Below are 25,588 nucleotides of genomic sequence, written 5' to 3'. Positions count from 1 at the left end.
GCATACAAGCAAGAGGTCGAAAATGGCTAAACATGTTTTACTGGAGGATCTTAATCCTCAGCAACAGCAGGCCGTCTCTCATAAAAGCGGGCCCATGCTCGTACTGGCCGGGGCCGGCAGCGGAAAGACAAGGGTAATTACCCGCAGATTCGCCTATCTTACCAGCGTTCATAAGGTCTCCCCCTCATCCATTCTTGCCATGACCTTTACCAACAAGGCTGCCAATGAGATGAAGGAGAGGATCGAGGCGCTCACGGGAAAGAGCGCAAAGGGCCTTTGGATAGGAACCTTTCATTCGCTTTCCAGCAGGATCTTAAGGAAAGAGATCGACAAGCTGGGATACGGCAGGGACTTCTGCATATATGATGACGGCGATACATGCAGCCTCATCCGGACTATCCTGAAAGAGTATAAGATGCATGAGGCCCTGTATAAGGGAATCGCATCGAGGATATCTTCGCTCAAGGCTGCGCTTGTAACTTCCGAAGCCCTTCTTGCCAATGAGGACAGTTTCGGCTTTGATGAAAAACTTGCCAAGGTATATGTCAGGTACCAGGATGACCTGAAAAAGAATAACGCCCTGGACTTTGATGACCTTATCATGTGCGCTGTGAAGCTCTTTGAAAAGCACCCTGAAGTTCTGAAGAAGTATCAGGAAGAGTTTGAGCATATGATGATAGATGAGTTTCAGGACACGAATCTGTCGCAATACAGGTTTGCCAGGCTTCTGGCATCAAAACACAAGAATATCTGTGTTGTCGGCGACGATGACCAGAGCATATATAAGTTCAGGGGCGCAGAGGTCGGGAATATTCTTGACTTTGAAAAGGACTTCTTAAAGGCCAAGGTGATAAGGCTGGAGCAGAATTACAGGTCGACGCAGAACATTCTTGACGCGGCAGGCAGCCTGATAGCGCAGAACGACCTGAGAAAGGCAAAAAAACTCTGGACGGACAGAGGCAAGGGAGAGAAGATATCTTACTGCATCGCCAACAATGAACAGGAAGAAGCAGGTTATATCGCCCAGACCGTAAAAGAACTCTACCTTAAGGGCAGCTACACTTACAGCGACATAACAGTGCTATACAGGCTCAACCAGCAGGCAAAGGTGCTTGAGGATTCGATGAGGAGCAACGGCATTCCTTATCAGGTGGTCGGCTCCATAAGTTTTTACAAGAGGAAAGAGGTCAAGGATATTATCTCTTATCTCAAGGTGATCAATAACCCGAATGATTCGATAAGCCTGAAGCGTATAATCAACTCTCCACCGAGAGGCATCGGCAAGACAACGCTTACAAGGCTGAACAATGAAGCGGTAAAGAAGGAGAAGAGCCTTTACGGGATCATGAAGCATGTCTCCAGGGGCAACGGATACTCTTCAGCATTCAAGGATAAGGTGAAGGGTTTCATATCTGTAATTGACGGGCTCATAGACAATAAAGATATGGAGCTTTCCAAGCTTGTCTATCTTGTATTTGAAAATACCGGTTATCTGGAGTGGGCCGGGGAGGAGAAGGCCAAGAACCTTATGGAGATAGTAAGCTCTGCCGAGGGCAGCAGCCTGGAGGAGTTTCTGGATAACGCATCACTCTTCAGCGCGCAGGACGAAGCCCTGAAGAAAGACTCGGTCTCTTTAATGACGATACATACTGTCAAAGGCCTTGAATCGCCTGTTGTCTTTATTGCCGGAGTGGAGGACGGGCTTATGCCGCACTTTTACTCTATCAAGAAAGATGATGAGATACAGGAAGAGCGCAGGCTCTTTTATGTAGGCATGACAAGGGCGCGCGATATGCTTTTCCTTTCAGGCGCAAAAAGGAGAAGGCTGTATGCCTCGATCCAGGATCAGCAGCCTTCAAGGTTTCTCAGTGAGATACCTGCTGACTGCTGCTGTTATATAGAGAAAAGGCCCAGGACAGGAGCGCTCAGCAAGAGCCACAGCATTCCTGTCAGGCCCCGAAGCACATCTCCTTTTGTTTCAGGCGTCAGAGTGCGCCATCCAAAATGGGGCGAGGGCGTTGTCAGGGACTGTTACGGCGAGACGAATGATTTTAAGGTCATGGTCAACTTCCCTTCTGTCGGCATAAAGAGGCTCTCGCTGAAGTTCGCGAATCTGGAGAGGGTTTAGATGAATATCGAAGACGTCGCTTCCCTTGCAAGGCTGAAGCTGAAGGATGAGGAAAAAGGACTTTTCGCAGATCAGCTGCATAAGGTGATGGGATATATCGACACGCTGAATGAACTGGATACAGGAAATGTAGCCCCGACATCGCATGTCCTGCCTTTGAAGAATGTCTTCAGAGACGATGAGGTCTCAGCTTCGCTTCCCAGGGAGAAGATATTGGAGAACGCGCCCGAAAGCCGGGATGGTTTTTTCAGGGTGCCGAAGATAATAGAGTAAAATTTATTAGCAATGAAGAATTGAGAGGTAATCATGTTCAGATGTATGCTCCGGGCCAAGATCCATAATGCGACCGTTACAGAGGCGAATATTAAATACGAAGGCAGCCTGACCATAGACCAGTCGCTGCTTGCCGAGACCGGCATAATTCCGTATGAACAGGTCAGGATCAGCAACCTCAATAATGGCGAGAGGTTCGAGACCTATGTTATTCCCGCGCCGAGCGGTTCAGGCGTGGTATGCCTTAACGGCCCGACCGCCAGAAAAGGCGAGGTGGGCGACAAGATCATTATCTTTTCATATGAGTATTTCAATGAAGAGGAGATAAAGAGCTTCAAGCCAAAGATCATTCTGCTTGATGAAAACAACAGGATAAAAGGATAGTCTAATGGCTCTTTCCGATCAAATATCATCTGACCTCAATGCTGCCTTAAAAGCAAACGACAAGACAAGATTATCGATTTTGCGTATGGTAAAATCCGCCATCAAGAACAGGGAGATCGATAAAGGGCATGTAGTGTTAACTGACGATGAGGCCATGGCGATCCTCAATTCCTTTGTGAAAAAGGGGAAAGAGTCGGTTGAACAGTTTGCAAAGGCCGGGCGTGAAGAGCTTGCTGAAAAAGAGAGACAAGAGCTTGAGATAGTTCAGTCATACCTGCCGGAACAGCTTTCAGAGGACCGGATAAAAGAGATGGCCGTTGAGGCTGTCAAAGAGACAGGTGCGGCAGGGGCTAAAGACTTTGGTAATGTGATGAAGGCGATGATGGTAAAGACAAAGGGAAAGGCTGACGGAAAGGTTGTCAGCGCATTAGTTAAAAAACTTCTTGAGGAGGCGTAGATGAAGCTTAGAAATATATACGAGACGATAATAGACAGGGGTATGGAGGCTGACCCGCGCGGCAGAAAGACGGTACAGAAGTCTCTCGACAAAGCTAACAAGCGTTATAAAGAGATGAAAGAGGCTGAAAAGAAGTATTTTGATAAAGAGAGCCTGACAAACCCTTACGCCGACACCAGGATACTTTACGGCACAGGAAAGGAAGAGATAAAGACAGCCCTTGTAGGCATAGATATAGGGACAGGCGAGATGCTTCTTGCTGACAGGCTTACATCCAAAGGTGAGAAGGTTGACCTTGTCATCTCCCATCATCCCGGAGGCAGGGCGTATGCCGGCCTCTATGAGGTAATGGGGATGCAGGCGGATATATTCCACAAGTTCGGCGTGCCGATCAATGTCGCCGAGGGCCTTTTGGAAGGCAGGGTAAAAGAGGTCGAGAGAAGGATATCTCCGGCAAACCACACACAGGCTGTAGATGCCGCCAGGCTGCTTGATATACCGATGATGTCTGCGCATACACCGGCTGACAACCATGTGGTCACCTATCTTCAGAAGATGATTGACAGTAAAAAACCTGAGACGGTCGGCGAGGTGCTGGACCTGCTTCTTGAGATACCGGAATATCAGGAGTCCGCGAAGATCAACGCAGGGCCCAAGCTCTTTACCGGGCACAAGAACAGGAGCGCGGGAAAGATATTTGTTGATATGACAGGCGGGACAGGCGGGCCGAAGGAGATATATGAAAAGCTTGCAGTCTCAGGCGTAGGAACGGTTGTCGGGATGCATATAGGAGATGACCACCGTAAACTTGCAGAAGACCACAATATAAATGTTGTGATTGCCGGCCACATATCAAGCGACAATCTCGGCATGAACCTTCTGTTCGACGAGATACAGAAGCAGGGCAGTCTCAGGATAATCGAATGTTCAGGATTCAGAAGATTCAGCAGGCTCAAGAAAAAATAATTAATGAATAATAAAAAAGCGGCGATATATATCAAAATGTAAAAAAAAACTTAAAAAAACTCTCCGGATTTTTTAATCTATTTCAGACCATGCCTTCATACGACAGCAGCCTTGAGGAGATAAAAAGCAGGATCGATATCGTTGATATGATATCTGAATATGTATCTCTGAAGAAGGCCGGGCATAACTGGAAGGGGCTCTGCCCTTTCCATGCCGAAAAAACCCCCTCTTTTACAGTCAACCCTGCCAAGCAGATATATCGTTGTTTCGGATGCGGCAACGGAGGCGATATCTTCACCTTTGTAATGCAGCACGAGAAGATCGAATTCAAGGAAGCGCTCAGGTTCCTTGCGAAAAGAGCCGGGGTTACCCTTAAGATGTCAAGTGAGGATGCCGGAAGGTCAGGGGAAAAAGAGACGATCCTGAAGATCCAGAAACTTGCGCTCACTTTCTTTCAGCAGAATCTCCAGAAGAGTCCTATCGCGTCTTCATACCTTGAAAAAAGAGGCATCACCGAGGAAGCACGCAAGCTCTTTTATCTCGGCTATGCGCCGAAGTCATGGGATGCTCTAAAGAAATATCTCGAGGGCAAGGGCTTCAGGCCTGAGATTATAGTGAAGTCAGGCCTGGCAAGCAAGACCGCCAAGGGGTATTTTGATATGTTCAGGCACAGGATCATATTCCCGATATTTGACCTCAGGGGCGATGTCATCGCATTCGGCGGAAGGGTGATGGATGATTCCGAGCCAAAATATCTTAACTCGCCTGAGACGCCTGTCTTCAACAAAAGCAAAGCGCTTTACGGTCTGAACGACGCAAAAAAACATATTAAAGAAGCTGACCGTATCTTGTTAATGGAGGGATACCTCGATGTCATAGCCGCGCATATGAACGGCTTCACAAACGCGGTTGCGCCTCTCGGGACCGCGCTCACACCGGAGCACGGCAAGCTGATCAAGAGGTTCACTGATAATGTCATAATTGCCTTTGACAGCGATCAGGCAGGCATTAAGGCTTCAAGAAGCGCGGCTGAAACCCTCTTTGAATCCGGTCTTGATATAAAGATTTTGTCTCTGCCTGATAAGGATGACCCTGACAGTTTCTTAAAGAGGAATGGAAAAAAAGCCTTTGGTGAGCTTCTTGAGAAGCCTTTATCAGTAATAGATTTTCTGGTCAGGCAGAAGAAGGAAAAGCGCGCAATAGCACGCGAGGCCATTGATACCGTCTCTAAAATATCAGACAACCTTCTTCTTGACGCTTATGTCAAAGAGTTATCGGAAAAGCTCGGCATAAAAGAGGTCTTCATCTTTGAGGAGCTGCAGAAGATGAAGAATAAAGCTGTGCGTTCTCCGGTGCGTCCTGATGTGAAGGCCGGGAGCGGGCCGGCCAGAAAGCCCAAACCTCTGGATGAAGCCTATATAATTAAACTGCTGCTTCAGTTCCCTGAAAAAGCTGATATGGTATTCGGCAGTATTACGGAAGATGATTTCAAAGATACAGTTACAGCTTCTATACTGAAGAAGATAAGAAAAGGCCTTAGGGATTTTGACAAGCTGATGCTACAATGTGATGATAATGAGAAAGAATTACTGAGTGAGATCATGCTTAAGGCTGAGTTTGATGACCCTGACAAAGTGCTGAGAGACTGTGTCGCCGGGATCAAAGAAAAGAAGCGCAGGTTCCTGATCCAGGAGCTGAGGGAAAGAATAAGGGATGCTGAGATGAAAAAAGACATTAAGCTTCTGAGAGAACTTCAGATGAGGCAGGACAGCCTGCAGAAATCAGGAGGCAGCTGATATGAGCGACTTTGTTGATATCTTCCTGCCGGATGATGAAGAAGAGACGGATCTGCCGGAAGAGAGTGATGAGGGAGAAGAGTCCTCTGAAATAGATAATTCTTTTTCCAACAGCGCGCTCCTGACCGATGACCTTATAAAGATATATCTGAGGGATATGGGCGCCCTCCCCCTGCTCAGTAAGGAAGAGGAGACTGAAGCTGCAAAGAAGATAGAGACAGAGAGGGAGAAGGAAAGGCGCATCGTCTTTGCGATACCTTTTATCATAAAAAAGATCATCGCGTTGCAGGAGGTCTTTAATAAGGATGAGGCGATGATTGACGACTTCATCTCTTATGCCGATGACATCTCAGACAAAGACAGGGCAAGCGTCACTGAACATTTCATAAAGACGATAGAGAATATTAAGAACCTTTATGACACAAGGGAAACAATAGTCAGCCGATACAATCAAAAAGGGCTCTCCGTTGAAAAGAAGACCGCGCTGAAGAACGAGCTGGAAGAGAACAAGAGGCTGATCTTTACAAAGATATCCGAACTCCGCCTTGAAGAAGAAGTGGTGAGGATTTTCATTGAGCAGTTCTGTGATGCATTATCAAGGATCGATATTCTCAAAAAGGGAAAGAACAGCCCTTCCAATAATCCGCAAGACATTAAACTGGAGATCGCAGCAATAGAGTCTTCTCTCGGGCTTGGCCATCTTGAGGCTAAAAAGGCCCTGAGGCTGCTTGCGTATCATGAAGTAAGGGTCCTTTCAGCAAAGAGGCTTCTGATAGAGGCGAATCTCAGGCTTGTTGTCAGTATGGCAAAGAAGTATATAGGCCGCGGACTCAGCCTGCCTGATCTCGTGCAGGAAGGCAATATAGGCTTAATGAAGGCGGTTGACAGGTTTGAATACCGGAGGGGCTACAAGTTCAGCACTTATGCGACATGGTGGATAAAGCAGGCTATCTCGCGTTCGCTTGCAGACTGTGCCAGAACGGTCAGGATACCTGTGCATATCGTCGGCACACTAAGCGCGCTGGCAAAGGTATCAAGAGAGCTTGTGCAGGAACTCGGCAGAGAACCCTCAACAGAAGAGATAGCTGAAAAAATGGGCGTCAGCGATGAAAAGGTCAAGGAGATCATGAAGATAGCCAAGGAGCCTGTTTCGCTGGAGACTCCTGTAGGCGAGGGATCGGACACCTTTCTTCTGGATCTTATGGAAGATAAGGCAGCCTTGTCGCCTTTAGAATGCGCGATCCACCATAACCTTCAGGAGGAGATCGAAAAGATAATGCAGACACTTACTCCTAAAGAAGCGGATATCATAAAGAGAAGGTTCGGGATAGGCAACGGGCATCCTGAAACACTGGAAGAGGTGGCGCAGAATTTCAACGTTACCCGTGAGAGGATCAGGCAGGTAGAGGCCAATGTCCTCAGGAAGTTGAGGCACCCCTCAAGAACCAAATGCCTTAAAGAGTTCCTGGACCATGATTGATGGTTAGTTGTAGTTGCCAGCCGTGATTTTGATTTCTGAATCTGATTATGACAATTCTTTTAAAATATGACGTGCCAAGTTTTCATCAATTTTGTTATGCCTTGGAACCGGTTGTTTTTTACCTGTGGAGGGGTTTTTATATAGGTCGTGGTTACTGCCGTGTCTCTCAAGAATGCAGCCAAGAGTAGTCAATTTCTTGACCAATACTTTTCTTTTCATACAGCCAATTCAAGTTTCTTGATCTTATGTTTTGAAGGAACATCCTCCATCGTCATCATCACATATGCCTCTTTCATATTTTCTTCAAGTTCATTCAGGGTTTTGCCCTGTGTCATTATGTCGGGACGCTCAAGTAATTTACCTACCCAAAATTTTTCGCCTTTCCAATAAATCATATTCAATTTAGTTTTCATGTCAAAACCTCACTTATATTTTAAAATATCATAGCATTTTTCTCAGTCATTTTTTAAGGCAGGATCAATCATTGCACAGCTTATATGAAAAATCATACTTATGGCGTTTAGTAAGGAGTACATTTAGAGTGCAGTTTTGCATTTAATCAATGAAATCTGACACATAACATATAGTAAATGTGGTATATAACATAGGACTATGAGCTTATCACAAATTGTTCAAAAACTCTGGAATTACTGTAACATCCTTCGGGACAAAGAGATGAAATAATGCCTATCAAAAAAAGAGAAGACATCGTTAATACCGTTTCAGCTATCAAAAAGCGGTTGATAGAGATAGATGCCGAGCGGGAGAAGCTCGTTAATGAATTAAATAAATCACAAACCGCACTCGCTGATATTGAAAGCGCTTCTTGCTCTTCACCACCAGCGTTTGTAACTGCTCAGGTTTTAACGGATAAGAATATAGCATTATTTCGAAGCCTGTTCCGCGGCAGGGAAGATGTTTATCCGAAGCATTGGACAAGCAAAAAGACCGGCGCTATTGGGTACAGTCCTGTTTGTGAGAATGAATGGCTGCGGGGGATATGTAAAAAGCCATCTGTGAAATGCGGAGTGTGTGATCATAGGAAACCATCTCCCCTCAGCGATGATGTTGTCAGAAAGCATCTTGAAGAGAGTATTATCATCGGCGTTTATCCAATGCTCGAAAATGAGACCTGCTATTTCCTTGCTGTTGATTTTGATAAACAAAACTGGCAGGAAGACGCAAAAGCCTTCTTAACAACCTGTCGAAGTAATAACATTCCAGCTTCTCTTGAAAGGTCGCGCTCAGGTAATGGAGGACATGTCTGGATATTCTTTTCAGAGACTGTAAGCGCTTCCCTTGCCAGACAGCTTGGAAGCTATCTTATAACAGAGACAATGTCACAACGGCATGAGCTTGAAATGAAAAGCTATGACCGTCTTTTTCCGAATCAGGATACGCTTCCCAAAGGAGGTTTTGGCAACCTCATTGCCCTGCCCCTGCAAAAAGCCCCAATGGAGAAAGGCAACAGTATTTTTCTTGATGATGATCTGATTCCTTATTCTGACCAGTGGGCTTATCTGTCAGAAGTAAAAAAGCTCTCCCTCAAGGATATTCAATCTTTTGTGGAACAAGTCACAAGAGGAAAAGACATAATGGATATAAACATGAGCCAGACAGATGAAGAAGTAAGACCCTGGGAAAGGTCTCCGTCAGGCAGCCATAAATTTGAAAAACTCTCCTGCCAATTCCCCTCAGAAATAAATATTGTCCTCGCAAACCGAGTATACATCAGGAAAGACGGACTACCGTCTCAACTGCTTAATAAGATCAAAAGACTTGCAGCTTTTCAAAATCCGGAGTTTTATAAAAAGCAGAGCATGAGGCTTTCAACAGCATTAACACCAAGAGTTATCTGCTGCGCCGCAGAACTTAAGAGCTACATCACAATACCACGCGGCTGTATGGAAGATATTTCAGAACTCTGTTCTATAAATCAAATATCTCTTGATATTCAAGATAAACGTGTTAACGGAAGTGATGTTCAATTTACTTTTAACGGCGATCTTACAGAGACTCAGGAGAATGCATGCAAAGAACTGCTTAAACATGAAACTGGAACTTTCGTTGCGCCGCCCGGCATAGGGAAGACAGTGATAGGCATAAAATTGATAGCAGCAAGAGGAGTTAATACACTTGTGCTTGTTCACCGCAAACCGCTTCTTGAACAATGGCGTGCGCAGATCGCCACCTTCCTCAATATCCCGATTGGATCCATAGGACAAATCGGCGGAGGGAAGAATAAGGCAAATAATTTAATCGATGTTGCAATGATTCAGAGTCTGGACAGGCAGGGTGAAACAGACCATAGGATTAAAAACTATGGCCAGATTATTGTTGATGAATGTCACCATGTCTCAGCCTTCTCATTTGAGCGGGTTATGATGGAGGCAAATGCAAGATATATTATCGGGTTGACAGCAACTCCTTACAGGCGTGACGGTCACCAGCCGATTTTTACCATGCAGTGCGGACCGATTCGGTATAAAGTAACTTCACGGAAAAGCGCATCAGATTCACATTTAAAATACAGCCTCATGACAAGAACCACGAGTTTTGCATATCCATGGGCTGATGGAGATAACATTCAAAGCCTTTGGCCGCCGTTAATTACGGATGAAAACCGGAACCATATGATATTTGATGACATCCTGAATTCACTTGAAGAAAAACGTTTTCCTATTGTCCTTACTGAAAGAAAAGAGCATCTTGAGTTACTGAAGCAGAAGCTCGAGAAATTCGTAAAACATATAATTGTGCTTCATGGAGGAATGAGAGCCGGCACAAGAAAAGAGATGCTTTCAAAGCTTGAATCGATTTCCGATACCGAAGAACGGCTGATCCTTGCAACAGGGCAATACATAGGCGAGGGATTTGACGATCCCCGGCTTGATACGCTTTTCCTCGCAATGCCATTTTCATTCAAGGGAAAGATGATCCAATATGCCGGAAGACTTCATCGGTCGTATCAAGGGAAAACAGAAGTGCGGATTTATGATTATGTTGATGAACACATACCTGTCCTTCTTAAAATGTACAAAAGAAGGCTTAAGGCATATAAGGCGCTGGGGTATGTGGAGAAGATGATTGTCTGATTTCACCAGCAGTATGGAAATCTCCAGTTTTAGTAATTCCGTATTGCCGAGCGATGAAACAATCATTCATAGTCACTGCTATTGTCTGGTTTGTGTTTTATCTGCCTTTGCGTCTTCGCCGGTGGGAGATAATTTTCAGATGTGATGACGCTTTTGCCTGTTTTTGATTCCAATTCCTTTCGGGCCTTCTTCGCAATTTTACCGCCCGTTTTCCCCGCATCTGCATTTTCTACCATTCCGGTCGCATTCATGCTTTCGGCAATTTGCCTGGTTGAAAGTTCTGCAAGTGCCGTGAAGATCAGCTCCGCTTCGCTCATGTGGTCACGCAGATTCTGCGTTTTTAGGTTTTTTATATCTTTATGCTTTTTTACTGAAACACCGCTCCATTCCTTATGAATGATGTTGGTGAGAGTGGCATACTCTTCTTCTTTTGTAATCTCGTGATCTTGCCAGTAATCAGTGAGTTTATTGCGGGTTTCCTGGCCCATCATCCGCTGTTGTATCCACTTTTCGCTTCTGCCATGCTGCTGCCAGTATTCACGGGCGCGGTCAAGTGAGCGCGCGGGGTCGCTCATATCCTGTAATCGTTCGTAACCCACCTTTGCCAGCCATTGCTTGAATGGTTCGGCTTTGGGCGAGGGAATAGATTGTATAATTCGCAAAAGTCCCTCAACATTGGTGGTATCGGTCTCACGCATCTTTCCGTCTGGAGCTTTCATTTTCAACTGTCGACAAATTGTCGACAGTTGAAGTTCATCCTCGCTTTTTACTCTGATTTTCATCTTGAACCAGTAATCACGTGGATTAGAGCTATCAGTCAAGGCGCCTACAACATCAATAACCGAAAAATACCATGTTTCTGTTTTTTCATCGTAATGACGACGGATTTTATGGTTTTCAAAAAAGGCTAATTTATTGTCAGTCATGTTTGCACTGTTAACAATCTTGGTCATATTTGTAATTTATCGGGTAGCCAGTAAGCACGGTCTGCAAAACCACGAGGAAGTAGAGTGCCTATATCAGTTTTGTTTTGACGAATCTTTTCAATAATTGGATGTTCAGGGTTATTTCTCTCTTTGGTTTCTGAACCATAAAAATAACCGTAACCTGAACCATCAACAGCATTAAACCTTTTTGTGATAGTGTCAATGATATCAGCTGAATTCTCAAATATGAACATCCCGAAATGAACTTCTGTACTCCACAAGACACCAAGCCCATTTACGGAACTATCAAACAGAGCTTTTACATTTGTAGTGCATCGTTGAATCCAATATGGCCATTTTACGCATTCAAGACCTGTTTCATCTTCTACTGATCTCTTTTTTTTGAATGGGTCGCCGGGATTGCCGTATCGTGAGGGGGCAAAATGGGAAGGGCCATCAAATTCAACAAATAAAGTCTTGCCGTTTTGTGTGAGTTTTAAATCTAGGGAGTAACGCTTTACTTTTACTTGTCTTTCAATTTTAATATCAGGGAATGTTTTTTTAATAATAGCAATAAGTAACAGCTCATCAAGGCTTGATTTGTCGGATGGTGTCGCATTAGGAATATTGCCGCCGTACCATGCCTTTTGAATTATCCGTTCATCAGCAATTTGAAGACCATCGATGTTTTTAAATTTAATTGATGATAAATCTGAGTCTGACACTTGTAGAATTTCACAAATATCATGACGCAATAGGAATGACCCTACGGAGATGTCGCTATTATCAAGTTCAAAAATACCTTGAGGTTTTCCGAGTATTGCCATGTATTACTCTCTCATAATTAACAAGGGATTATGCAGTTTTCTGGATAATTGTATCATTTCCGATTGCTTTTATCACAAAAAAATGGTTTCTAAATACATAAGAACGGTTTCCAGGAGCAGTATTGCATTTCGAGATCATTGCACAGCTTATATGAAGAAGAAATTATACTTATCACTTTTGTTGAGGAGCACATTAAGAGTGCAGTTTTTTATTTAATCAATGAAATTTGAAACATAAAATATAGTAAATGTGGTATATAACATAAGAAAAGGAGAGGGCATTGATAAAGAACAAAACAGAGAAAGTGTTGTTCAAAGATATACTAAAGGTATGCACCTTTAAAGATGTTAACGAGGCGCTGCTAAAGCTTTATCCCGACCAGAGAAAGGGTATCAAGGGATACGAGTATGTTTTTAAAACTCTAAAAAATATGAGGCACAGATATAGCAAAGAAGGAATGGTTATTGATATAAAGAAGGTCGGCAGGGGGAAGAACGCATATTTGGATGTTAGTGGTGTGTGTACAGAAAAAGATATTCGACAATCATATGCCCTTGAGTATACCCCTTGGTCAAAGTGGCTTGGATATGAGGTAGATAAAAAAGTTCTTAAAAAGATACCCAAGGAAGAAATAGTAGCGCACTGTCTCTGGGAGATGACCTTTATGGGTTTCACTCAGAGCAAGATCAGAAGCAGGTTGTCTGCGCTAACGAGGCAGGCCAAAGATATTAAAGAGGGCAAGGTTCAAACTATCCCTTACGAAGAATTAATGGCAAGTATTAAAGACAAATTAAAGAATGGATAGCGGATAGCTTATATGAAGAAAAAATCAGGCCGGTATAAAACAGCGCACCTTGCTGAAGATGCATATGAGCCGGGGTCTAATGAGCGGGTGCTTAAAAACAAGCTCGGCATAACGTCACCTGAGAAGATGGATGATGCAGAAGCTATTGCTCTGAAAGAGGCGACGGACAAGCTGGTAAGAAAATTTGACAAGCACCATTGTTTTACAGCAGCGGATCTTTGCAGTTTTCACAAAATTTGGTTAGATGGGATATACTCATGGGCCGGCAAATACCGGAATGTAAATATGAGCAAAGGGGATTTTCCGTTCGCGATGGCTATCCATATCCCATCTCTTATGACTCAGTTCGAGCAAGATGTTCTCACGCGTAACACGCCATGTAATTTCAAGAATCGATCTGAGGTTATTCATGCACTCGCTGAAACACATATTGAGTTGGTGCTGATACATCCATTTCGCGAAGGGAACGGTCGGGCAGCACGAATTCTTTCAACATTGATGGCTCTTCAGGCCGGTTTACCTTTCCTTAATTTCGGACTGATTACGGTCGAGAGAAAAGAGGAATATTTCGCAGCAATCCAGGCAGGGCTGGACAAGAATTACAAGCCGCTGGAGAAGTTATTTTCGGTGATTATCGAGCGGAGTGATGCGGAGTTGTGATTTTTTCTATTTTCTCACTCTTAGCAAGTTTTCGTGCTATAGATTCAACGGATGCACCTGTCTCGATGGCTGTTGAACTGGCGACATTTGTAATCAGGGCTTGCCGGTATTTTTCAGGCACTTTCAGATAAGGATTAGTTTCAAGTAATGACTTTTTTAACATGTAATATTATACCATTTAATAGCGAAACCTCGAAAGGCATTATACAATGCATAACAGTTCTGCAGTTATTGTCAAAAAAACCCATGGGACTACTGTAACGTCCCTCGTGATAACGGTTTTTAAGTGCAGTATTGCAAAATTGTCTTTGTCTTTGGTATAGTTTATACCTAAGTTTTTTATTTATGGAGGTTACATTGAAACAGGAAATTCATCCGGAATACAAAGAGGCTAAGGCGGTATGCGCATGCGGCGAAAGTTTTGCCACCATGTCCACTCAACCGACTATTCATGTAGATGTCTGCGCAAAATGCCATCCTTTCTTTACAGGCAAGCAGAAGCTGCTGGATGCTGAAGGAAGGGTTGAAAAGTTCAGAAAGAAATACGCAAAAAAGTAACGATACTGACAAGAGGAAACCCGTTCTGTATTTATTCAGGCGGGTTTCCTTTTTTTATGCCCAAAACCCTTTTTAAACAGGAGATGTTTTAGAAATGTTACTTGATAAACTTGAAGAGATAGAGAAGAGGGATGCCGAGTTAACAGAGATATTGTCAGACCCTGATATCTTCTCGGACTTCACAAAGAGCCAGACATATTCCAAAGAGAAGTCTGCGATCTCTGCAGTTGTGGAGCAGATAAAGAGATACAAGAAATGCCTTTTGGGTATTGCCGAGGCAGAGGAGATATTATCTTCATCCGAGGACAATGAGATGAAGGAGCTTGCGGATGCCGAGCTTGCAGAACTCAGGGAGCAAAAGACCGCGCTTGAGAATCAGATAAAGATCATGCTGGTTCCGAAAGACCCGAGGGATGAAAAGAATATCATCCTTGAGATCCGCGCCGGCACAGGAGGGGATGAGGCTGCGCTCTTTGCGGCAGAGCTCTTCAGGATGTACAGCAAATATGCCGAGCGCATGAGGTGGAAGGTCGAGATAATGGATATCAACTCCACAGGCATCGGCGGGATAAAGGAAGTTGTGGCATCCGTACAGGGCAAAGAGGTCTACAGCCGGCTTAAATATGAGAGCGGAACGCACCGTGTCCAGCGTGTGCCTGCGACAGAGACATCCGGCAGGGTGCATACATCAGCAGTGACCGTGGCCGTGCTTCCTGAGGCTGAAGAGGTTGACCTGAAGATAGTTGAGAGCGATCTCAGGGTTGATACATACTGTGCCTCAGGCCCGGGAGGCCAGGGCGTAAACACGACATATTCAGCAGTGAGGATAGTTCATGTACCAACAGGGCTGACCGTTCAGTGCCAGGACAGCCGCTCCCAGATAAAGAACAGGGAGAAGGCGATGAAGGTCCTCAGGGCGAGGCTCTATGAACTTGAGTGCCAGAAGATAGACGCCGAGAGGGCGGAGAACAGGAAATCACAGGTCGGCACAGGCGACCGGAGCGAAAAGGTAAGAACATACAACTTCCCGCAGAACAGGCTCACTGACCACAGGATAGGGCTTACCCTTCATAAACTGGCGATCATTATGGAAGGGGATCTTGACGAAGTCGTTGAGAGCCTTCATGATTATTATCAGGCTGAAAAATTAAAAGAGGCGTAAAGATAAGGCGCAGAGAAGATATGAAGGCCGTCAATAAAATAAAAGACATTACAAACCTCTTGAGCTCATGCGGGCTGGAATCCGCAGGCAAAGAGGCTGAGCTTATTTTAAGGCATGGGCTTGGGATAGACACGGTAAGTATCTACAGGGATGATCCTGTGCTGATGGATAAAGAGGATGATCTCATTTCTGAAATTGCCGGACGGAGATCGATGCGTGAGCCGCTGCAGTATATATTAGGGTCAGAAGAATTTTTAGGGCTTAAGATATCAGTGGGAGAGGGTGTTTTAATACCGAGGCCTGAGACAGAGCTTTTGGCTGAAGAGGCGATAAAGAGACTTCACGCTTCACAATCTGCAGTTGAGAGAAAAAGGCCGGCAGTTCTTGACCTCTGCACAGGAAGCGGCTGCATCGCACTTGCTATTGCAAAGGAATTCAAAGACGCGGATGTTTGCGGAGTGGATATTTCAGATAAAGCAATCGCCTATGCAAAAAAGAATGCCGATATAAACGGTGTAAAGAATGTCTCTTTTCTTCAAGGAGATCTCTTCATGCCTATTAAAGAAGGACGATATTTTGACCTTATCATCTCAAACCCGCCTTATATAAAGACCGGCGATATTGAGGGGCTTCAGCCTGAGATAAGGGATTGGGAACCGTTAAGCGCGCTTGACGGAGGCGAAGACGGGCTGGGTTTTTATAAAAAGATAATTCCCGCAGCACGGGATTTTTTGAATGACAACGGCATGCTCATGTTTGAGCTTGGCGACGGATGCGCAGATGAGGTTGTATCTTTGATGAAGGGATCAGGATATATTAATATTGAAACTATAAAGGATTATTCAGGCATAGAGAGGATAGTGAGCGCGCAATGGACAAGATAATAGTTAAGGGCAGAAATAAATTAATGGGAAGCGTAACAATAAGCGGCGCAAAAAATGCCGCGCTTCCGATCATGGTGGCATCCATTCTCAGCTCTGGTGAAAGCCTTATTGATAATGTGCCTGAACTGAAGGACATCTCCACAATGGGAAAGCTGCTTAAGAGCCTTGGAATCGGTTTTGAGCGTCAGGACAAAAAGGTCTCGCTCAGGGCGGAGAATATAGATCATGTAGAGGCGTCCTATGACCTCGTAAAGACGATGCGAGCTTCAGTGCTTGTGCTCGGCCCGCTGCTTGCGAGGATGGGACAGGCGAGGGTCTCACTGCCGGGCGGCTGCGCAATAGGCGCAAGGCCGATAAACCTTCATGTCATGGGGCTTGAAAAGATGGGCGCAGAGATATCACTTTCAGACGGCTACATCAATGCGAGGTCAGGCAGGTTAAGAGGCGCGCATATCTGTTTTGATATCCCGACGGTCACAGGGACAGAGAACCTTATGATGGCTGCATCTCTTGCTGACGGTGAGACGGTGCTTGAGAACGCGGCATGCGAGCCTGAAGTGGTTGACCTTGCAAACGCTTTGATATCAATGGGCGCATCGATACATGGCGCAGGTAGCGGAATGATAAGGATAAAAGGTGTGTCCTCACTTTCCCCGCTTGACTATAGAGTAATACCTGATAGGATAGAAACAGGAACATTTATAGCGGCAGCCGGGATCACCGGCGGTGAGATAGAGATACAGGGCTGCAGCATGGAGCATATCGAGCCTGTGATAGTAAAGCTTGAGGAGACAGGAATAAAGATGGAACATCATGGTGGTGTGCTGAAGGTCAAGGGCCCAGAAAGATTGAAGGCCGTTGATATAAGGACGATGCCTTACCCCGGTTTTCCAACGGACATGCAGGCGCAGTTCATGGCGCTTATGTCAGTGGCTGAGGGGACGAGCATTGTGACAGAGAATATATTTGAGAACAGGTTCATGCATGTTGCAGAGATGAGGAGGATGGGCGCGAAGATAAAGGTGCAGGACTCTACCGCGACCGTTGAAGGCGTCAGGTCACTTACGGGAGCTCCTGTGATGGCGACCGACCTCAGGGCGAGCGCTTCTCTTGTGATAGCAGGGCTTGCGGCTGAAGGCGAGACTGTCATAGACAGGGTCTATCATCTTGATAGGGGTTATGAGAAGATCGAGGAGAAGTTGAGATACCTTGGCGCAGATGTCAGGAGGGTGAAGTGAGGATAATCAGGAGTGCTGATGTTGCTCTCTTCATAAAGGGACTGAGCCACAGGGCAACGACAGGTTCAGACGGCGGAGAGGATTATGAGTCTGTTGTTAAGAAGATAATTAATGATGTCAGGACAAACGGCGACAGCGCTGTTAAGAAATATACAGAGAAGTTTGATTCAGTAAAGCCGAGGAACATCGCTGTAAGCAGCAAAGAGATAGAAGCGGCTGCCGCTATGGCAGGCAAGGATCTGGTCAAAGCGCTTAAGGAGTCTGCGAAAAGGATAAAGGCATATCATGACCTTCAGAAAGAAGAGTCCTGGTATATCTCTGATAAAGGCATAATGCTCGGCCATGTGATTAGGCCTATTGAAAGGGTAGGCGTTTATGTGCCGGGAGGAAAGGCTGCTTATCCGTCAACGGTTCTTATGAATGTGATACCCGCGCAGGTTGCAGGGGTAAAAGAGATAGCAGTTTGTGTCCCTTCTCCTGACGGCAAGATCAACCCTGCGGTTGCTGCTGCTGTCAGCCTGTTGAAGATAACTGAAGTCTACGCGATCGGAGGAGCACAGGCTATCGCTGCAATGGCTTACGGCACCGAGACGATAAAGAGGGTTGATAAGATCGTTGGGCCCGGAAACATATTTGTTGCTACCGCCAAGAAGATTGTCTTCGGCGATGTGGGTATTGACATGATAGCAGGGCCGAGCGAGATCCTGATAATTGCCGACAAGACAGCCAACCCGTCATTCATTGCCGCAGACCTCCTCGGTCAGGCAGAGCATGATGAGATGGCTTCATCCATCCTGGTCACTGACTCTGAGCAACTTGCCAAAGAAGTTCAAAAAGAGCTGGCGCTTCAGCTTGAAAAGCTCAGCAGAAAAAAGATCGCTGAGAGTTCGATAACCAAGTACGGCGCAATAATTCTTACAGCGGATATTGCCGAGGCAGTCCAAATTGCAAACCGCATAGCGCCTGAGCATCTTGAGATCATGACAAAGAAACCTGAGAAACTTTTACCGTCTATAAAAAATGCCGGAGCGATATTCCTTGGAGAATGGACTCCTGAAAGCCTTGGCGACTATTCCGCAGGGCCGAACCACACCCTTCCCACATGTGGCTCCTCAAGGTTTTCATCACCGCTCGGGGTATATGACTTTATCAAACGCACAAGCCTGATAAACGCGAGCAAGGCGGGCTTTATCGCCATTTCAAAGACCGTTGCCGAGATAGCAGACAGCGAGGGGCTTGAGGCGCACGGCAATTCGGTAAGGGTTCGGCTGAAAAAATAAATAGTAATTCACTTACTTCCCACTTTGACAAAGGGGGATTAAGGGGGATTTTATAAATATAATATCTTCCATTATTCTAAGAAAGCATGTTTTCCTAAAGAGACTTCAAATCCCCCCTTGCCCCCCTTTTCTAAAGTGGGGTAAATAATATGTTATATTTTATTCACTTGACCATACTGCCTTCCTTGTGTTAAAAACACAGATGAATAAACTTAATCCTCTCAAAGATATCCCCTCTGTTGATGAAGTTCTCAAGAGTCCTTATGGCCTGAAATGGCTTGAGTCTTATCCGAGAAAGTCAGTTCTTAAAGCCGTCAGAACCGTTCTTGACGCAAAGAGAAAAGAGATATTGAGCGGCCTCATGCCCGTTGTCTCTCTTGATGCGCTTTCACCTGATATTGAAAGGATATTAAAAGAACTCTCTGCGTATAAACTCAGGCCGGTGATCAACGCAACTGGAGTCGTCATCCATACCAATCTCGGCAGGGCGATACTTTCTGACGAGGCGATCAAGAATATAACAAATGTTGCCGCAAGCTACTCAAACCTTGAATATGACCTCTCAAGCGCGAAGAGAGGCAAGAGGTATTCGCATCTGAATGATATCGTTCTTGAGCTGACAGGCGCAGAGGATGCGCTAATTGTTAATAACAATGCCGCAGCCGTACTCGTCTGCCTGAATACATTTGCAAGGGGTCGTGAGGTCATAGTATCCAGAGGCGAACTTGTAGAGATCGGCGGCTCATTCAGGATACCTGAGGTGATGCAGGCAAGCGGCGCGGTGCTCAGGGAAGTAGGCTCAACAAATAAGGCGCATCTAAGAGATTATGAAAATGCCGTCTGCGGCGATACAGCCCTCCTGCTCAAGGTTCATCCGAGCAACTACAAGGTGATCGGTTTTACAGAAGAGGTCTCTATGGATCAACTCGCCGGTTTAGGAAGAGAGTTTAGGGTGCCTGTGATGGCAGACCTCGGAAGCGGCTGCATGATAGATCTTGAGAAGTACGGCGTCTTTGGCGAGCCGACGGTTCAGAGCGTCATCAAGTCAGGAGTGGATATCGTTACATTCAGCGGTGACAAGCTCCTGGGCGGCCCTCAGGCAGGCATAATCATAGGAAAGAAAAAATACATACAGATGATCCAGAAAAATCCCATGCTCAGGGCTTTGAGGATAGATAAGCTGACGCTTGCATCTCTTGAGGCGACCTTTATGCAGTTCCTTGATGAGGAGAAGGCTGTCAGGGATATTCCGACGCTCAGGATGCTTACAGAAAAAAAGGATATCATCAAAAAGAGGGCGCAGAAGATCCAGACATCTCTAAAGAAGTCTCTCTCTGACCATGCCGATATCACCGTCATTCCAGATCAGTCGCGCGCCGGCGGCGGCTCTCTTCCTGAGACCGACTTTCCAACCTTTGTTGTCTCGATCAAACCCCTCAGGATGTCTGTCAATAAGTTTGAAAAGAGATTGAGAGAAAGTTCCACCCCCGTGATCGCAAGGATACAGGACGGCGCGCTTCTTGTTGATGCAAGGACTGTGCTGGATAGGGAGATAAAGGCGTTGTCTAAATGTATTGTTGAAGCGTTGGCGTAAAAAAGCAGGAGTCGCCGCCGGTAAATTCACCTTTATTATTTCATTGCATAACTATATTGAAAGGCTATATAATTTTGATAAGTTCTGATGTAGCAAAGATACTTTTCCGGGCAGAGGGGTGAGTAAAATCAAAGACCTGTCCCTCGGCTTAAAAACATAAGGAGGTTGTTATCATGGAAACCGAAGACTTATTAAATCGAATTACAGTAGACCCTGGCGTGATGGTCGGCAAGCCGACTATCAGGGGTTTGAGGATAACCGTTGAGCAAGTATTAAAAGCTCTTGCAGGAGGCCTGACGGTTGAAGAGTTGTTGGAAGATTATCCTGAACTTGAAAAAGAAGATATTAGAGCAATACTTTTTTATGTATCGAATCTGGTGAGTGACGAGCAGGTTTTTGCTCTTAATAAAGGTTAATGCTTGAAACGGTGGGGAATTGAAATTTTTAGTTGATGTAGGTGTGAGCAAAAAGGTAGAAGAATGGCTTAAGGAAAACGGTTATGATGTAAAATCTGTAAGGGATATAAATCCGAAAGAGAAGGACTCGGAAATATTAAGGCTTGCAGCTAATGAAAGTCGTATGGTAATCACGATGGACAAAGACTTCGGCGAACTTGTCTACAATTCCGGCAAATCGCATTCCGGCGTAATGATTTTGAGGCTTGATGATGCAAATGGCGGCCAGAAGGTTGAGATCATAAAAAAGATATTGACCGAATACTCAGATAAGATAAAAAATAAGTTCTGCGTATTCCAGAATGGAAGGCTTAGGATAAAAAGTTGAGAGGGTTCCACCCCAGTTATCGCAAGGATACAGGACGGCGCGCTTCAACGGTGCAGGATAGGGAGATAAAGGCATTGTCTAAATGTATTATTGAAGCGTTGGCATAAAAAGGGTAGGTATTGTCATAGTAAATTCAGCTTTATTTTTTCATTGTATAAATATAGTTGAATGTAAATAATTTTAATAAATTCTGATATTGGGGTGCGAGTATGGATGCTTGGAAGACAGCTTTTGAATCTAGAACGGATCTCAATCAATATGAAGATAATGCACTCGGCTTGTTTGCATTAGCATTAAAATTTGGGATAGATGATCTAGACACTGTTGCAGCTGATTCAATCACAGATGGCAGTGATGATAAGAAGTGCGACATAGTATTCATTAATAAAGATGATGGGATTGCAGTTGTAGCACAATGTTATATTTCGACCAAAGAAAGAAAAGAAGCTCCAGCCAATAAAGCAAGCGATTTAAACACTGCCGTCAGTTGGCTGTTACAACGTCCGATAGATGAACTACCAGAAAAAATACTATCGGCGGCACAAGAACTTCGTGACGGTATCACTTCTGGGAATATAAGTAGTTTGCACATTTGGTATATCCATAATTTGCCAGAATCAAAGAATGTAGAAAATGAATTGATTACAGTAGAGGCAACTGCTAACTCCGCTATACATTCGTGCTTTGCAGGTAAACGTGTTGCAATACAAGGGCTGGAGGTAGGAAGGAAAAAGCTTGAAGAATGGTATACGGAGACACAGTCGCCTATCCTTGTGAATGATAAGTTTGTAATTGAAATACCGCAAGGATATGAGGTTAATGGGCCGGAATGGAAAGCATATATAACAGCCATTCCTGCAAGATTCTTGCATCGACAATACAAGAAATACAAAACCAAATTATTTTCTGCAAATGTGCGAGATTATCTCGGCTCAAGACTGAGTGACTCCAACATAAACAATAGTATTAAGAAATCAGCTGAAAAAGATGCTGCTAATTTTTGGGTATTTAATAACGGATTGACGATTTTGGTAAATCGTTATGAGCCCACAACAAAAGGCAATAAAAATTATCTTACGATTCAGGGTATATCAATTGTGAATGGCGCACAAACTACAGGAGCTATCGGGTCAATGACACGGCAGCCCTCTGAAGCAGCGACAGTTCCTGCACGGTTTGTGCAGACCGAAAATCGAGATTTGGTTCACAGTATTATCCAATTCAATAATAGCCAGAATAAAATTACGGCCTCAGATTTTAGAAGCACTGATAAATATCAGAAAAAGTTGAAAGAGCAAATTAGCAAAATTCCTGATGCCGAATATGAGGGTGGGCGTCGAGGCGGCTATAGCGATGCCATAAGAAGAAGACCAAAATTATTGCCCTCCTACACCGTTGGTCAGGCCCTTGCTTCTTTCCATGGAGATTCTGTCATTGCATATAACCAGAAAGCAAATATTTGGGCAGATGATCAACTTTATTCAAGATATTTCAATGATGAGACAAAGGGTGCACATATAGTATGTGCTTATGCCTTATTAAGGGCAGTAGAAGATAAGAAATTGTCTTTAGTTATTAAGTCAAAAAAAAGTGAATCAGGGCTGACTACATCCGAAGAGCAGCAGTTGCAGTTTTTTCGGAAACGTGGCTCTACATATTTATTGGCGTCAGCTGTGGCAAGTTGCCTTGAAACATTTCTCAATCGAAAAATTCCAAATAGATTCCGCATATCATTTAGCGACAAAACGTCACCCAAAAAAGCACAGGACTATTGGATGTCAATAGTTAATCTTAACGTGCCTCTATGTACACAATTAGAGGATGCGCTTACTGATGGATTAAAAAGCGCTGAAAGAGTGAGCAAAGCCATTCAGACCTTTCAAAGCTTAGTACAGGTAACGATGGATGCTAATCGGCAGGTGTATAATGATTTTTCCTCAAAAATAGTTGCTTCGTAGAAAAGAATGAATTTATAAATAAGATGTTAAAGGAAGTGGCATAAAGGAAATGGACGACGTGAATTTGTCAAATGCAAAGCCTGCCCCCCCCACTAATGGTTGATCTTTAAAGAATTGGGGGCAGGGTTGCTTTCATGTGGTTAGTGCTTGTTCCCAACTATATTGCAGGCAAAGCATCGTTAGTATAACTCATCCTTTTGAATTGCTAAAATATATATAACATGCTATCTTTTTATAAGGTGATTGCACAATGAGTAAGAAAGAATTGTTGATACATGAAATAGAGCATGCTCCTGAACCTTTTCTTGATGAGGTGCTGGATTTTGTCAATTTTCTTAAGACAAAGATAGTGAAGGAAATGCTTGAGACCACTATTGCGAGTGAATCTTCTCTGAAGAAAGATTGGCTCAGGCCCGAGGAAGACGAGGCGTGGCAAAACTTATAAAAGGCGATGTGGTTGTTGTGCCTTTCCCCTTCTCTGATTTAACCCAATCAAAAAAGCGCCCGGCATTGGTCATTTCAGCTTTAGAAGGCGATGACCTGATTCTTTGTCAAATAACGAGTCAATCCATTAAAGATAATTACGCAATTCCGCTCAATGATGACGACTTTGAGACAGGAAGCCTGAAGCAGTTGAGTAATGTAAGGCCCAACCGTATATTCACAGCAGACAGCCGCATTGTTCTATATAAAATCGGCAAGCTTAAATCAGATAAACTGAACAGACTTATTGATAAAGTAATCGAAATCATCAGCCGGTAAATCTCCGGATTTATCCATCATATGAGATACATTATCCTCGGCACAGCCGGACACATTGACTACGGAAAGAGAGCTCGTACAAATTGTAAATACCATTGACATATTGTGCAACATGGTTTCGGAGAAGTGGAGAGAATTATCAGACAGGAGTGATCTCCTGGCATTGCTTGTTTACGGCGGAGAGCAGGAGATGGTCAAAGGTAAAATAAAGGTAATTCCATGGAGAAAACTGCCTGCTTATTGAAACAACGCAGGAGGTAAATAAGAGATGATATTTCTAAACCTATGAACCGCTACGTTATCCTCGGCACAGCCGGACACATTGCCCAATCAAACTTTAACCTTGCAAATTGAAATGTAATCTTTCATAATACAACCATGATAAAGAGAAGGATTCAGGGCGATGTTGAGGCATCTCTTAGGAAATATCCGGTTGTAAGTATTATCGGCTCGCGTCAGGTAGGCAAGACAACACTTGCAAGGATGATTCGGAAAGGGATCTCGAAAAAGATGGTGTATCTTGACCTTGAGCTGCCTTCTGATTTGAACAAACTGCATGATCCCGAACTTTATCTCGGGCAATTTACAGATTCTCTTGTGGTTATTGATGAGATACAGCGTATGCCGTCGCTCTTTCCGCTTCTACGGGCGCTGGTTGACAGGAAAAGAACCGGCGGAAGGTTTCTTATTCTCGGCTCGGCATCACCCGAATTGATAAAACACGCTTCTGAAAGCCTCGCGGGCAGAATAATCTATCACGAGCTTTCCCCCTTTTCGATTAATGAGACTGGATATAAGAGCATCTGGCAGTTATGGTTGAGGGGCGGTTACCCGTTAAGCTATCTTGCTGAAAAAACTGAAGACAGCTTTTCGTGGAGGGAGTCGTTTATAAAGACCTATCTTGAAATGGATATCCCCCAGCTTGGCATACGTGTGCCTTCCTCTCAGCTCCGGAGGTTCTGGACTATGGTTGCGCATTCACATGGACATCTATGGAACGCAAGCCAGATAGCCGGCAGTCTTGGAGTGTCGGCGCCGACTGTGAGAAGTTATCTTGATATCCTTGAGGAAACTTTTATTGTAAGGCGGTTACAGCCGTATTATCCCAACATTAAAAAAAGGCTGATCAAAGCGCCGAAGGTCTACATCCGGGATTCCGGGATTCTGCATTCATTATTGAGGATAGGAGATATGGAAGACCTTATGGGAAATCCGTCAGCCGGCAGATCATGGGAGGGTTTTGTTGTTGAACAGATAATAGGTTTATTGCCTGAAGGCTGGTCCTGTTTTTTCTACAGGACAAGCGCAGGCGCGGAGATAGATGTATTGCTTGTGGACAAAAAGAACAGGCCTATCGCGGTAGAAATTAAATATTCGGCAAGCCCGAAGGCTGAAAGGGGCTTCTGGAACGCACTTGAAGACCTGTCGTGCCGGAAGGCGTTCATAGTATATCCCGGGGAGGAAACATACCCTTCAGGAAAAAATACTGTTACATTATCTGTAAAAGAGCTTAATAAAATTCTTGAGTAAAATAAATGTTCAGCCAGTTTTGTAAATTCAATAATTGCAGG

27 protein-coding genes are annotated in these 25,588 nt (G+C 44.5%); 23 read left to right on the top strand and 4 right to left on the bottom strand.

Features of this window, described 5'->3' with window-relative positions; translation table 11 throughout:
• The first annotated feature begins 22 nt into the window (after positions 1-22).
• The 7 genes from HY807_00805 to HY807_00775 all read left to right on the top strand — a co-directional run bounded on the left by HY807_00805 (position 23) and on the right by HY807_00775 (position 7,484).
• Positions 23-2,128: a UvrD-helicase domain-containing protein gene (locus HY807_00805; GenBank protein MBI4824949.1), complete on the top strand. Its 2,106-nt coding sequence runs from the start codon at positions 23-25 to the stop codon at positions 2,126-2,128.
• On the top strand, positions 2,129-2,401 hold the full coding sequence (gatC, locus tag HY807_00800; GenBank protein ID MBI4824948.1) for an Asp-tRNA(Asn)/Glu-tRNA(Gln) amidotransferase subunit GatC: 273 nt from the start codon (positions 2,129-2,131) through the stop codon (positions 2,399-2,401).
• 33 nt (positions 2,402-2,434) lie between these two features.
• Positions 2,435-2,785 (top strand): aspartate 1-decarboxylase, encoded by a 351-nt coding sequence (locus tag HY807_00795; protein ID MBI4824947.1) that lies wholly within the window; start codon positions 2,435-2,437, stop codon positions 2,783-2,785.
• 4 nt (positions 2,786-2,789) lie between these two features.
• Positions 2,790-3,242 carry a GatB/YqeY domain-containing protein gene (locus HY807_00790; GenBank protein ID MBI4824946.1) on the top strand — a complete coding sequence of 151 codons (453 nt, stop codon included), beginning with the start codon at positions 2,790-2,792 and terminating at the stop codon, positions 3,240-3,242.
• Positions 3,243-4,208 (top strand): NGG1p interacting factor NIF3, encoded by a 966-nt coding sequence (locus HY807_00785; GenBank protein ID MBI4824945.1) that lies wholly within the window; start codon positions 3,243-3,245, stop codon positions 4,206-4,208.
• An 89-nt stretch (positions 4,209-4,297) separates the two neighbouring features.
• The gene (locus HY807_00780) at positions 4,298-6,004 is read left to right on the top strand and encodes a DNA primase (GenBank protein MBI4824944.1); all 1,707 of its coding nucleotides are present in this window, start codon (positions 4,298-4,300) and stop codon (positions 6,002-6,004) included.
• 157 nt (positions 6,005-6,161) lie between these two features.
• Positions 6,162-7,484 carry a sigma-70 family RNA polymerase sigma factor gene (locus tag HY807_00775; protein ID MBI4824943.1) on the top strand — a complete coding sequence of 441 codons (1,323 nt, stop codon included), beginning with the start codon at positions 6,162-6,164 and terminating at the stop codon, positions 7,482-7,484.
• Between the two features lie 45 nt (positions 7,485-7,529).
• On the opposite strand, the gene HY807_00770 is transcribed toward HY807_00775, so the two are convergent.
• Together HY807_00770 and HY807_00765 are read right to left on the bottom strand one after the other, a co-directional pair.
• Positions 7,530-7,703: a type II toxin-antitoxin system HicA family toxin gene (locus tag HY807_00770; protein ID MBI4824942.1), complete on the bottom strand. Its 174-nt coding sequence runs from the start codon at positions 7,701-7,703 to the stop codon at positions 7,530-7,532.
• Complete coding sequence (locus HY807_00765; GenBank protein MBI4824941.1) at positions 7,700-7,897, bottom strand: type II toxin-antitoxin system HicB family antitoxin; 198 nt, start codon at positions 7,895-7,897, stop codon at positions 7,700-7,702. Before HY807_00765 ends, HY807_00770 begins: the two co-directional genes overlap by 4 nt.
• Before the next feature lie 270 nt (positions 7,898-8,167).
• Between HY807_00765 and HY807_00760 the strand changes: the two genes are divergently transcribed.
• Complete coding sequence (locus HY807_00760) at positions 8,168-10,579, top strand: DEAD/DEAH box helicase family protein (protein ID MBI4824940.1); 2,412 nt, start codon at positions 8,168-8,170, stop codon at positions 10,577-10,579.
• Positions 10,580-10,641: 62 nt separating this feature from the next.
• Here HY807_00760 and HY807_00755 read toward each other — a convergent pair whose 3' ends face one another.
• Both HY807_00755 and HY807_00750 read right to left on the bottom strand, forming a co-directional pair.
• Positions 10,642-11,505 carry a Bro-N domain-containing protein gene (locus HY807_00755; protein ID MBI4824939.1) on the bottom strand — a complete coding sequence of 288 codons (864 nt, stop codon included), beginning with the start codon at positions 11,503-11,505 and terminating at the stop codon, positions 10,642-10,644.
• Between the two features lie 23 nt (positions 11,506-11,528).
• Positions 11,529-12,332: a hypothetical protein gene (locus tag HY807_00750; GenBank protein MBI4824938.1), complete on the bottom strand. Its 804-nt coding sequence runs from the start codon at positions 12,330-12,332 to the stop codon at positions 11,529-11,531.
• Positions 12,333-12,613: 281 nt separating this feature from the next.
• Here HY807_00750 and HY807_00745 point away from each other — a divergent pair, with 281 nt between their 5' ends.
• The 15 genes from HY807_00745 (at position 12,614) to HY807_00675 (ending at position 25,547) form a co-directional block, all read left to right on the top strand.
• The gene (locus tag HY807_00745) at positions 12,614-13,138 is read left to right on the top strand and encodes a hypothetical protein (protein ID MBI4824937.1); all 525 of its coding nucleotides are present in this window, start codon (positions 12,614-12,616) and stop codon (positions 13,136-13,138) included.
• 12 nt (positions 13,139-13,150) lie between these two features.
• Entirely contained in the window at positions 13,151-13,798 is a 648-nt protein-coding gene (locus HY807_00740; GenBank protein MBI4824936.1) for a Fic family protein, read from the top strand.
• A 357-nt stretch (positions 13,799-14,155) separates the two neighbouring features.
• A complete protein-coding gene (rpmE, locus tag HY807_00735; protein MBI4824935.1) occupies positions 14,156-14,356 on the top strand; it encodes a 50S ribosomal protein L31 in 201 nt (66 codons plus the stop codon).
• A 94-nt stretch (positions 14,357-14,450) separates the two neighbouring features.
• Positions 14,451-15,518: a peptide chain release factor 1 gene (prfA, locus tag HY807_00730; GenBank protein MBI4824934.1), complete on the top strand. Its 1,068-nt coding sequence runs from the start codon at positions 14,451-14,453 to the stop codon at positions 15,516-15,518.
• Between the two features lie 20 nt (positions 15,519-15,538).
• Complete coding sequence (gene prmC / locus HY807_00725) at positions 15,539-16,402, top strand: peptide chain release factor N(5)-glutamine methyltransferase (protein ID MBI4824933.1); 864 nt, start codon at positions 15,539-15,541, stop codon at positions 16,400-16,402.
• Complete coding sequence (gene murA, locus HY807_00720) at positions 16,390-17,640, top strand: UDP-N-acetylglucosamine 1-carboxyvinyltransferase (protein ID MBI4824932.1); 1,251 nt, start codon at positions 16,390-16,392, stop codon at positions 17,638-17,640. The genes prmC and murA overlap by 13 nt, the downstream gene beginning before the upstream one ends.
• Positions 17,637-18,920 carry a histidinol dehydrogenase gene (hisD, locus tag HY807_00715; GenBank protein ID MBI4824931.1) on the top strand — a complete coding sequence of 428 codons (1,284 nt, stop codon included), beginning with the start codon at positions 17,637-17,639 and terminating at the stop codon, positions 18,918-18,920. The genes murA and hisD overlap by 4 nt, the downstream gene beginning before the upstream one ends.
• Before the next feature lie 202 nt (positions 18,921-19,122).
• On the top strand, positions 19,123-20,514 hold the full coding sequence (locus HY807_00710) for an L-seryl-tRNA(Sec) selenium transferase (protein MBI4824930.1): 1,392 nt from the start codon (positions 19,123-19,125) through the stop codon (positions 20,512-20,514).
• Positions 20,515-20,687: 173 nt separating this feature from the next.
• Positions 20,688-20,930, top strand: coding sequence for a DUF433 domain-containing protein (locus tag HY807_00705; protein MBI4824929.1), 243 nt, complete (start codon positions 20,688-20,690; stop codon positions 20,928-20,930).
• 19 nt (positions 20,931-20,949) lie between these two features.
• Positions 20,950-21,297, top strand: coding sequence for a DUF5615 family PIN-like protein (locus HY807_00700; protein MBI4824928.1), 348 nt, complete (start codon positions 20,950-20,952; stop codon positions 21,295-21,297).
• 209 nt (positions 21,298-21,506) lie between these two features.
• Entirely contained in the window at positions 21,507-23,255 is a 1,749-nt protein-coding gene (locus tag HY807_00695; GenBank protein ID MBI4824927.1) for an AIPR family protein, read from the top strand.
• Positions 23,256-23,505: 250 nt separating this feature from the next.
• A complete protein-coding gene (locus tag HY807_00690; protein MBI4824926.1) occupies positions 23,506-23,700 on the top strand; it encodes a DUF2281 domain-containing protein in 195 nt (64 codons plus the stop codon).
• Positions 23,685-24,017 carry a type II toxin-antitoxin system PemK/MazF family toxin gene (locus tag HY807_00685; GenBank protein MBI4824925.1) on the top strand — a complete coding sequence of 111 codons (333 nt, stop codon included), beginning with the start codon at positions 23,685-23,687 and terminating at the stop codon, positions 24,015-24,017. Before HY807_00690 ends, HY807_00685 begins: the two co-directional genes overlap by 16 nt.
• 55 nt (positions 24,018-24,072) lie before the next feature.
• Positions 24,073-24,261, top strand: coding sequence for a hypothetical protein (locus HY807_00680; protein MBI4824924.1), 189 nt, complete (start codon positions 24,073-24,075; stop codon positions 24,259-24,261).
• Positions 24,262-24,395: 134 nt separating this feature from the next.
• Complete coding sequence (locus tag HY807_00675; protein MBI4824923.1) at positions 24,396-25,547, top strand: ATP-binding protein; 1,152 nt, start codon at positions 24,396-24,398, stop codon at positions 25,545-25,547.
• Positions 25,548-25,588: the final 41 nt, after the last annotated feature.

The sequence above is a fragment of the Nitrospirota bacterium genome (assembly GCA_016207885.1).
GTDB lineage: Bacteria > Nitrospirota > Thermodesulfovibrionia > UBA6902 > UBA6902 > JACQZG01.
The sequence above is the reverse complement of the archived record's forward strand: the minus strand, read 5'-3'. Positions and strand labels throughout refer to the sequence as shown.

Coding starts and splice junctions, on each gene's coding strand:
- HY807_00805 (MBI4824949.1), top strand. CDS start 23: ATGGCTAAACATGTTTTACTGGAGGATCTTAATCCTCAGCAACAGCAG.
- gatC (MBI4824948.1), top strand. CDS start 2,129: ATGAATATCGAAGACGTCGCTTCCCTTGCAAGGCTGAAGCTGAAGGAT.
- HY807_00795 (MBI4824947.1), top strand. CDS start 2,435: ATGTTCAGATGTATGCTCCGGGCCAAGATCCATAATGCGACCGTTACA.
- HY807_00790 (MBI4824946.1), top strand. CDS start 2,790: ATGGCTCTTTCCGATCAAATATCATCTGACCTCAATGCTGCCTTAAAA.
- HY807_00785 (MBI4824945.1), top strand. CDS start 3,243: ATGAAGCTTAGAAATATATACGAGACGATAATAGACAGGGGTATGGAG.
- HY807_00780 (MBI4824944.1), top strand. CDS start 4,298: ATGCCTTCATACGACAGCAGCCTTGAGGAGATAAAAAGCAGGATCGAT.
- HY807_00775 (MBI4824943.1), top strand. CDS start 6,162: ATGGGCGCCCTCCCCCTGCTCAGTAAGGAAGAGGAGACTGAAGCTGCA.
- HY807_00770 (MBI4824942.1), bottom strand. CDS start 7,703: ATGAAAAGAAAAGTATTGGTCAAGAAATTGACTACTCTTGGCTGCATT.
- HY807_00765 (MBI4824941.1), bottom strand. CDS start 7,897: ATGAAAACTAAATTGAATATGATTTATTGGAAAGGCGAAAAATTTTGG.
- HY807_00760 (MBI4824940.1), top strand. CDS start 8,168: ATGCCTATCAAAAAAAGAGAAGACATCGTTAATACCGTTTCAGCTATC.
- HY807_00755 (MBI4824939.1), bottom strand. CDS start 11,505: ATGACTGACAATAAATTAGCCTTTTTTGAAAACCATAAAATCCGTCGT.
- HY807_00750 (MBI4824938.1), bottom strand. CDS start 12,332: ATGGCAATACTCGGAAAACCTCAAGGTATTTTTGAACTTGATAATAGC.
- HY807_00740 (MBI4824936.1), top strand. CDS start 13,151: ATGAAGAAAAAATCAGGCCGGTATAAAACAGCGCACCTTGCTGAAGAT.
- prfA (MBI4824934.1), top strand. CDS start 14,451: ATGTTACTTGATAAACTTGAAGAGATAGAGAAGAGGGATGCCGAGTTA.
- prmC (MBI4824933.1), top strand. CDS start 15,539: ATGAAGGCCGTCAATAAAATAAAAGACATTACAAACCTCTTGAGCTCA.
- murA (MBI4824932.1), top strand. CDS start 16,390: ATGGACAAGATAATAGTTAAGGGCAGAAATAAATTAATGGGAAGCGTA.
- HY807_00710 (MBI4824930.1), top strand. CDS start 19,123: ATGAATAAACTTAATCCTCTCAAAGATATCCCCTCTGTTGATGAAGTT.
- HY807_00705 (MBI4824929.1), top strand. CDS start 20,688: ATGGAAACCGAAGACTTATTAAATCGAATTACAGTAGACCCTGGCGTG.
- HY807_00695 (MBI4824927.1), top strand. CDS start 21,507: ATGGATGCTTGGAAGACAGCTTTTGAATCTAGAACGGATCTCAATCAA.
- HY807_00690 (MBI4824926.1), top strand. CDS start 23,506: ATGAGTAAGAAAGAATTGTTGATACATGAAATAGAGCATGCTCCTGAA.
- HY807_00675 (MBI4824923.1), top strand. CDS start 24,396: ATGATAAAGAGAAGGATTCAGGGCGATGTTGAGGCATCTCTTAGGAAA.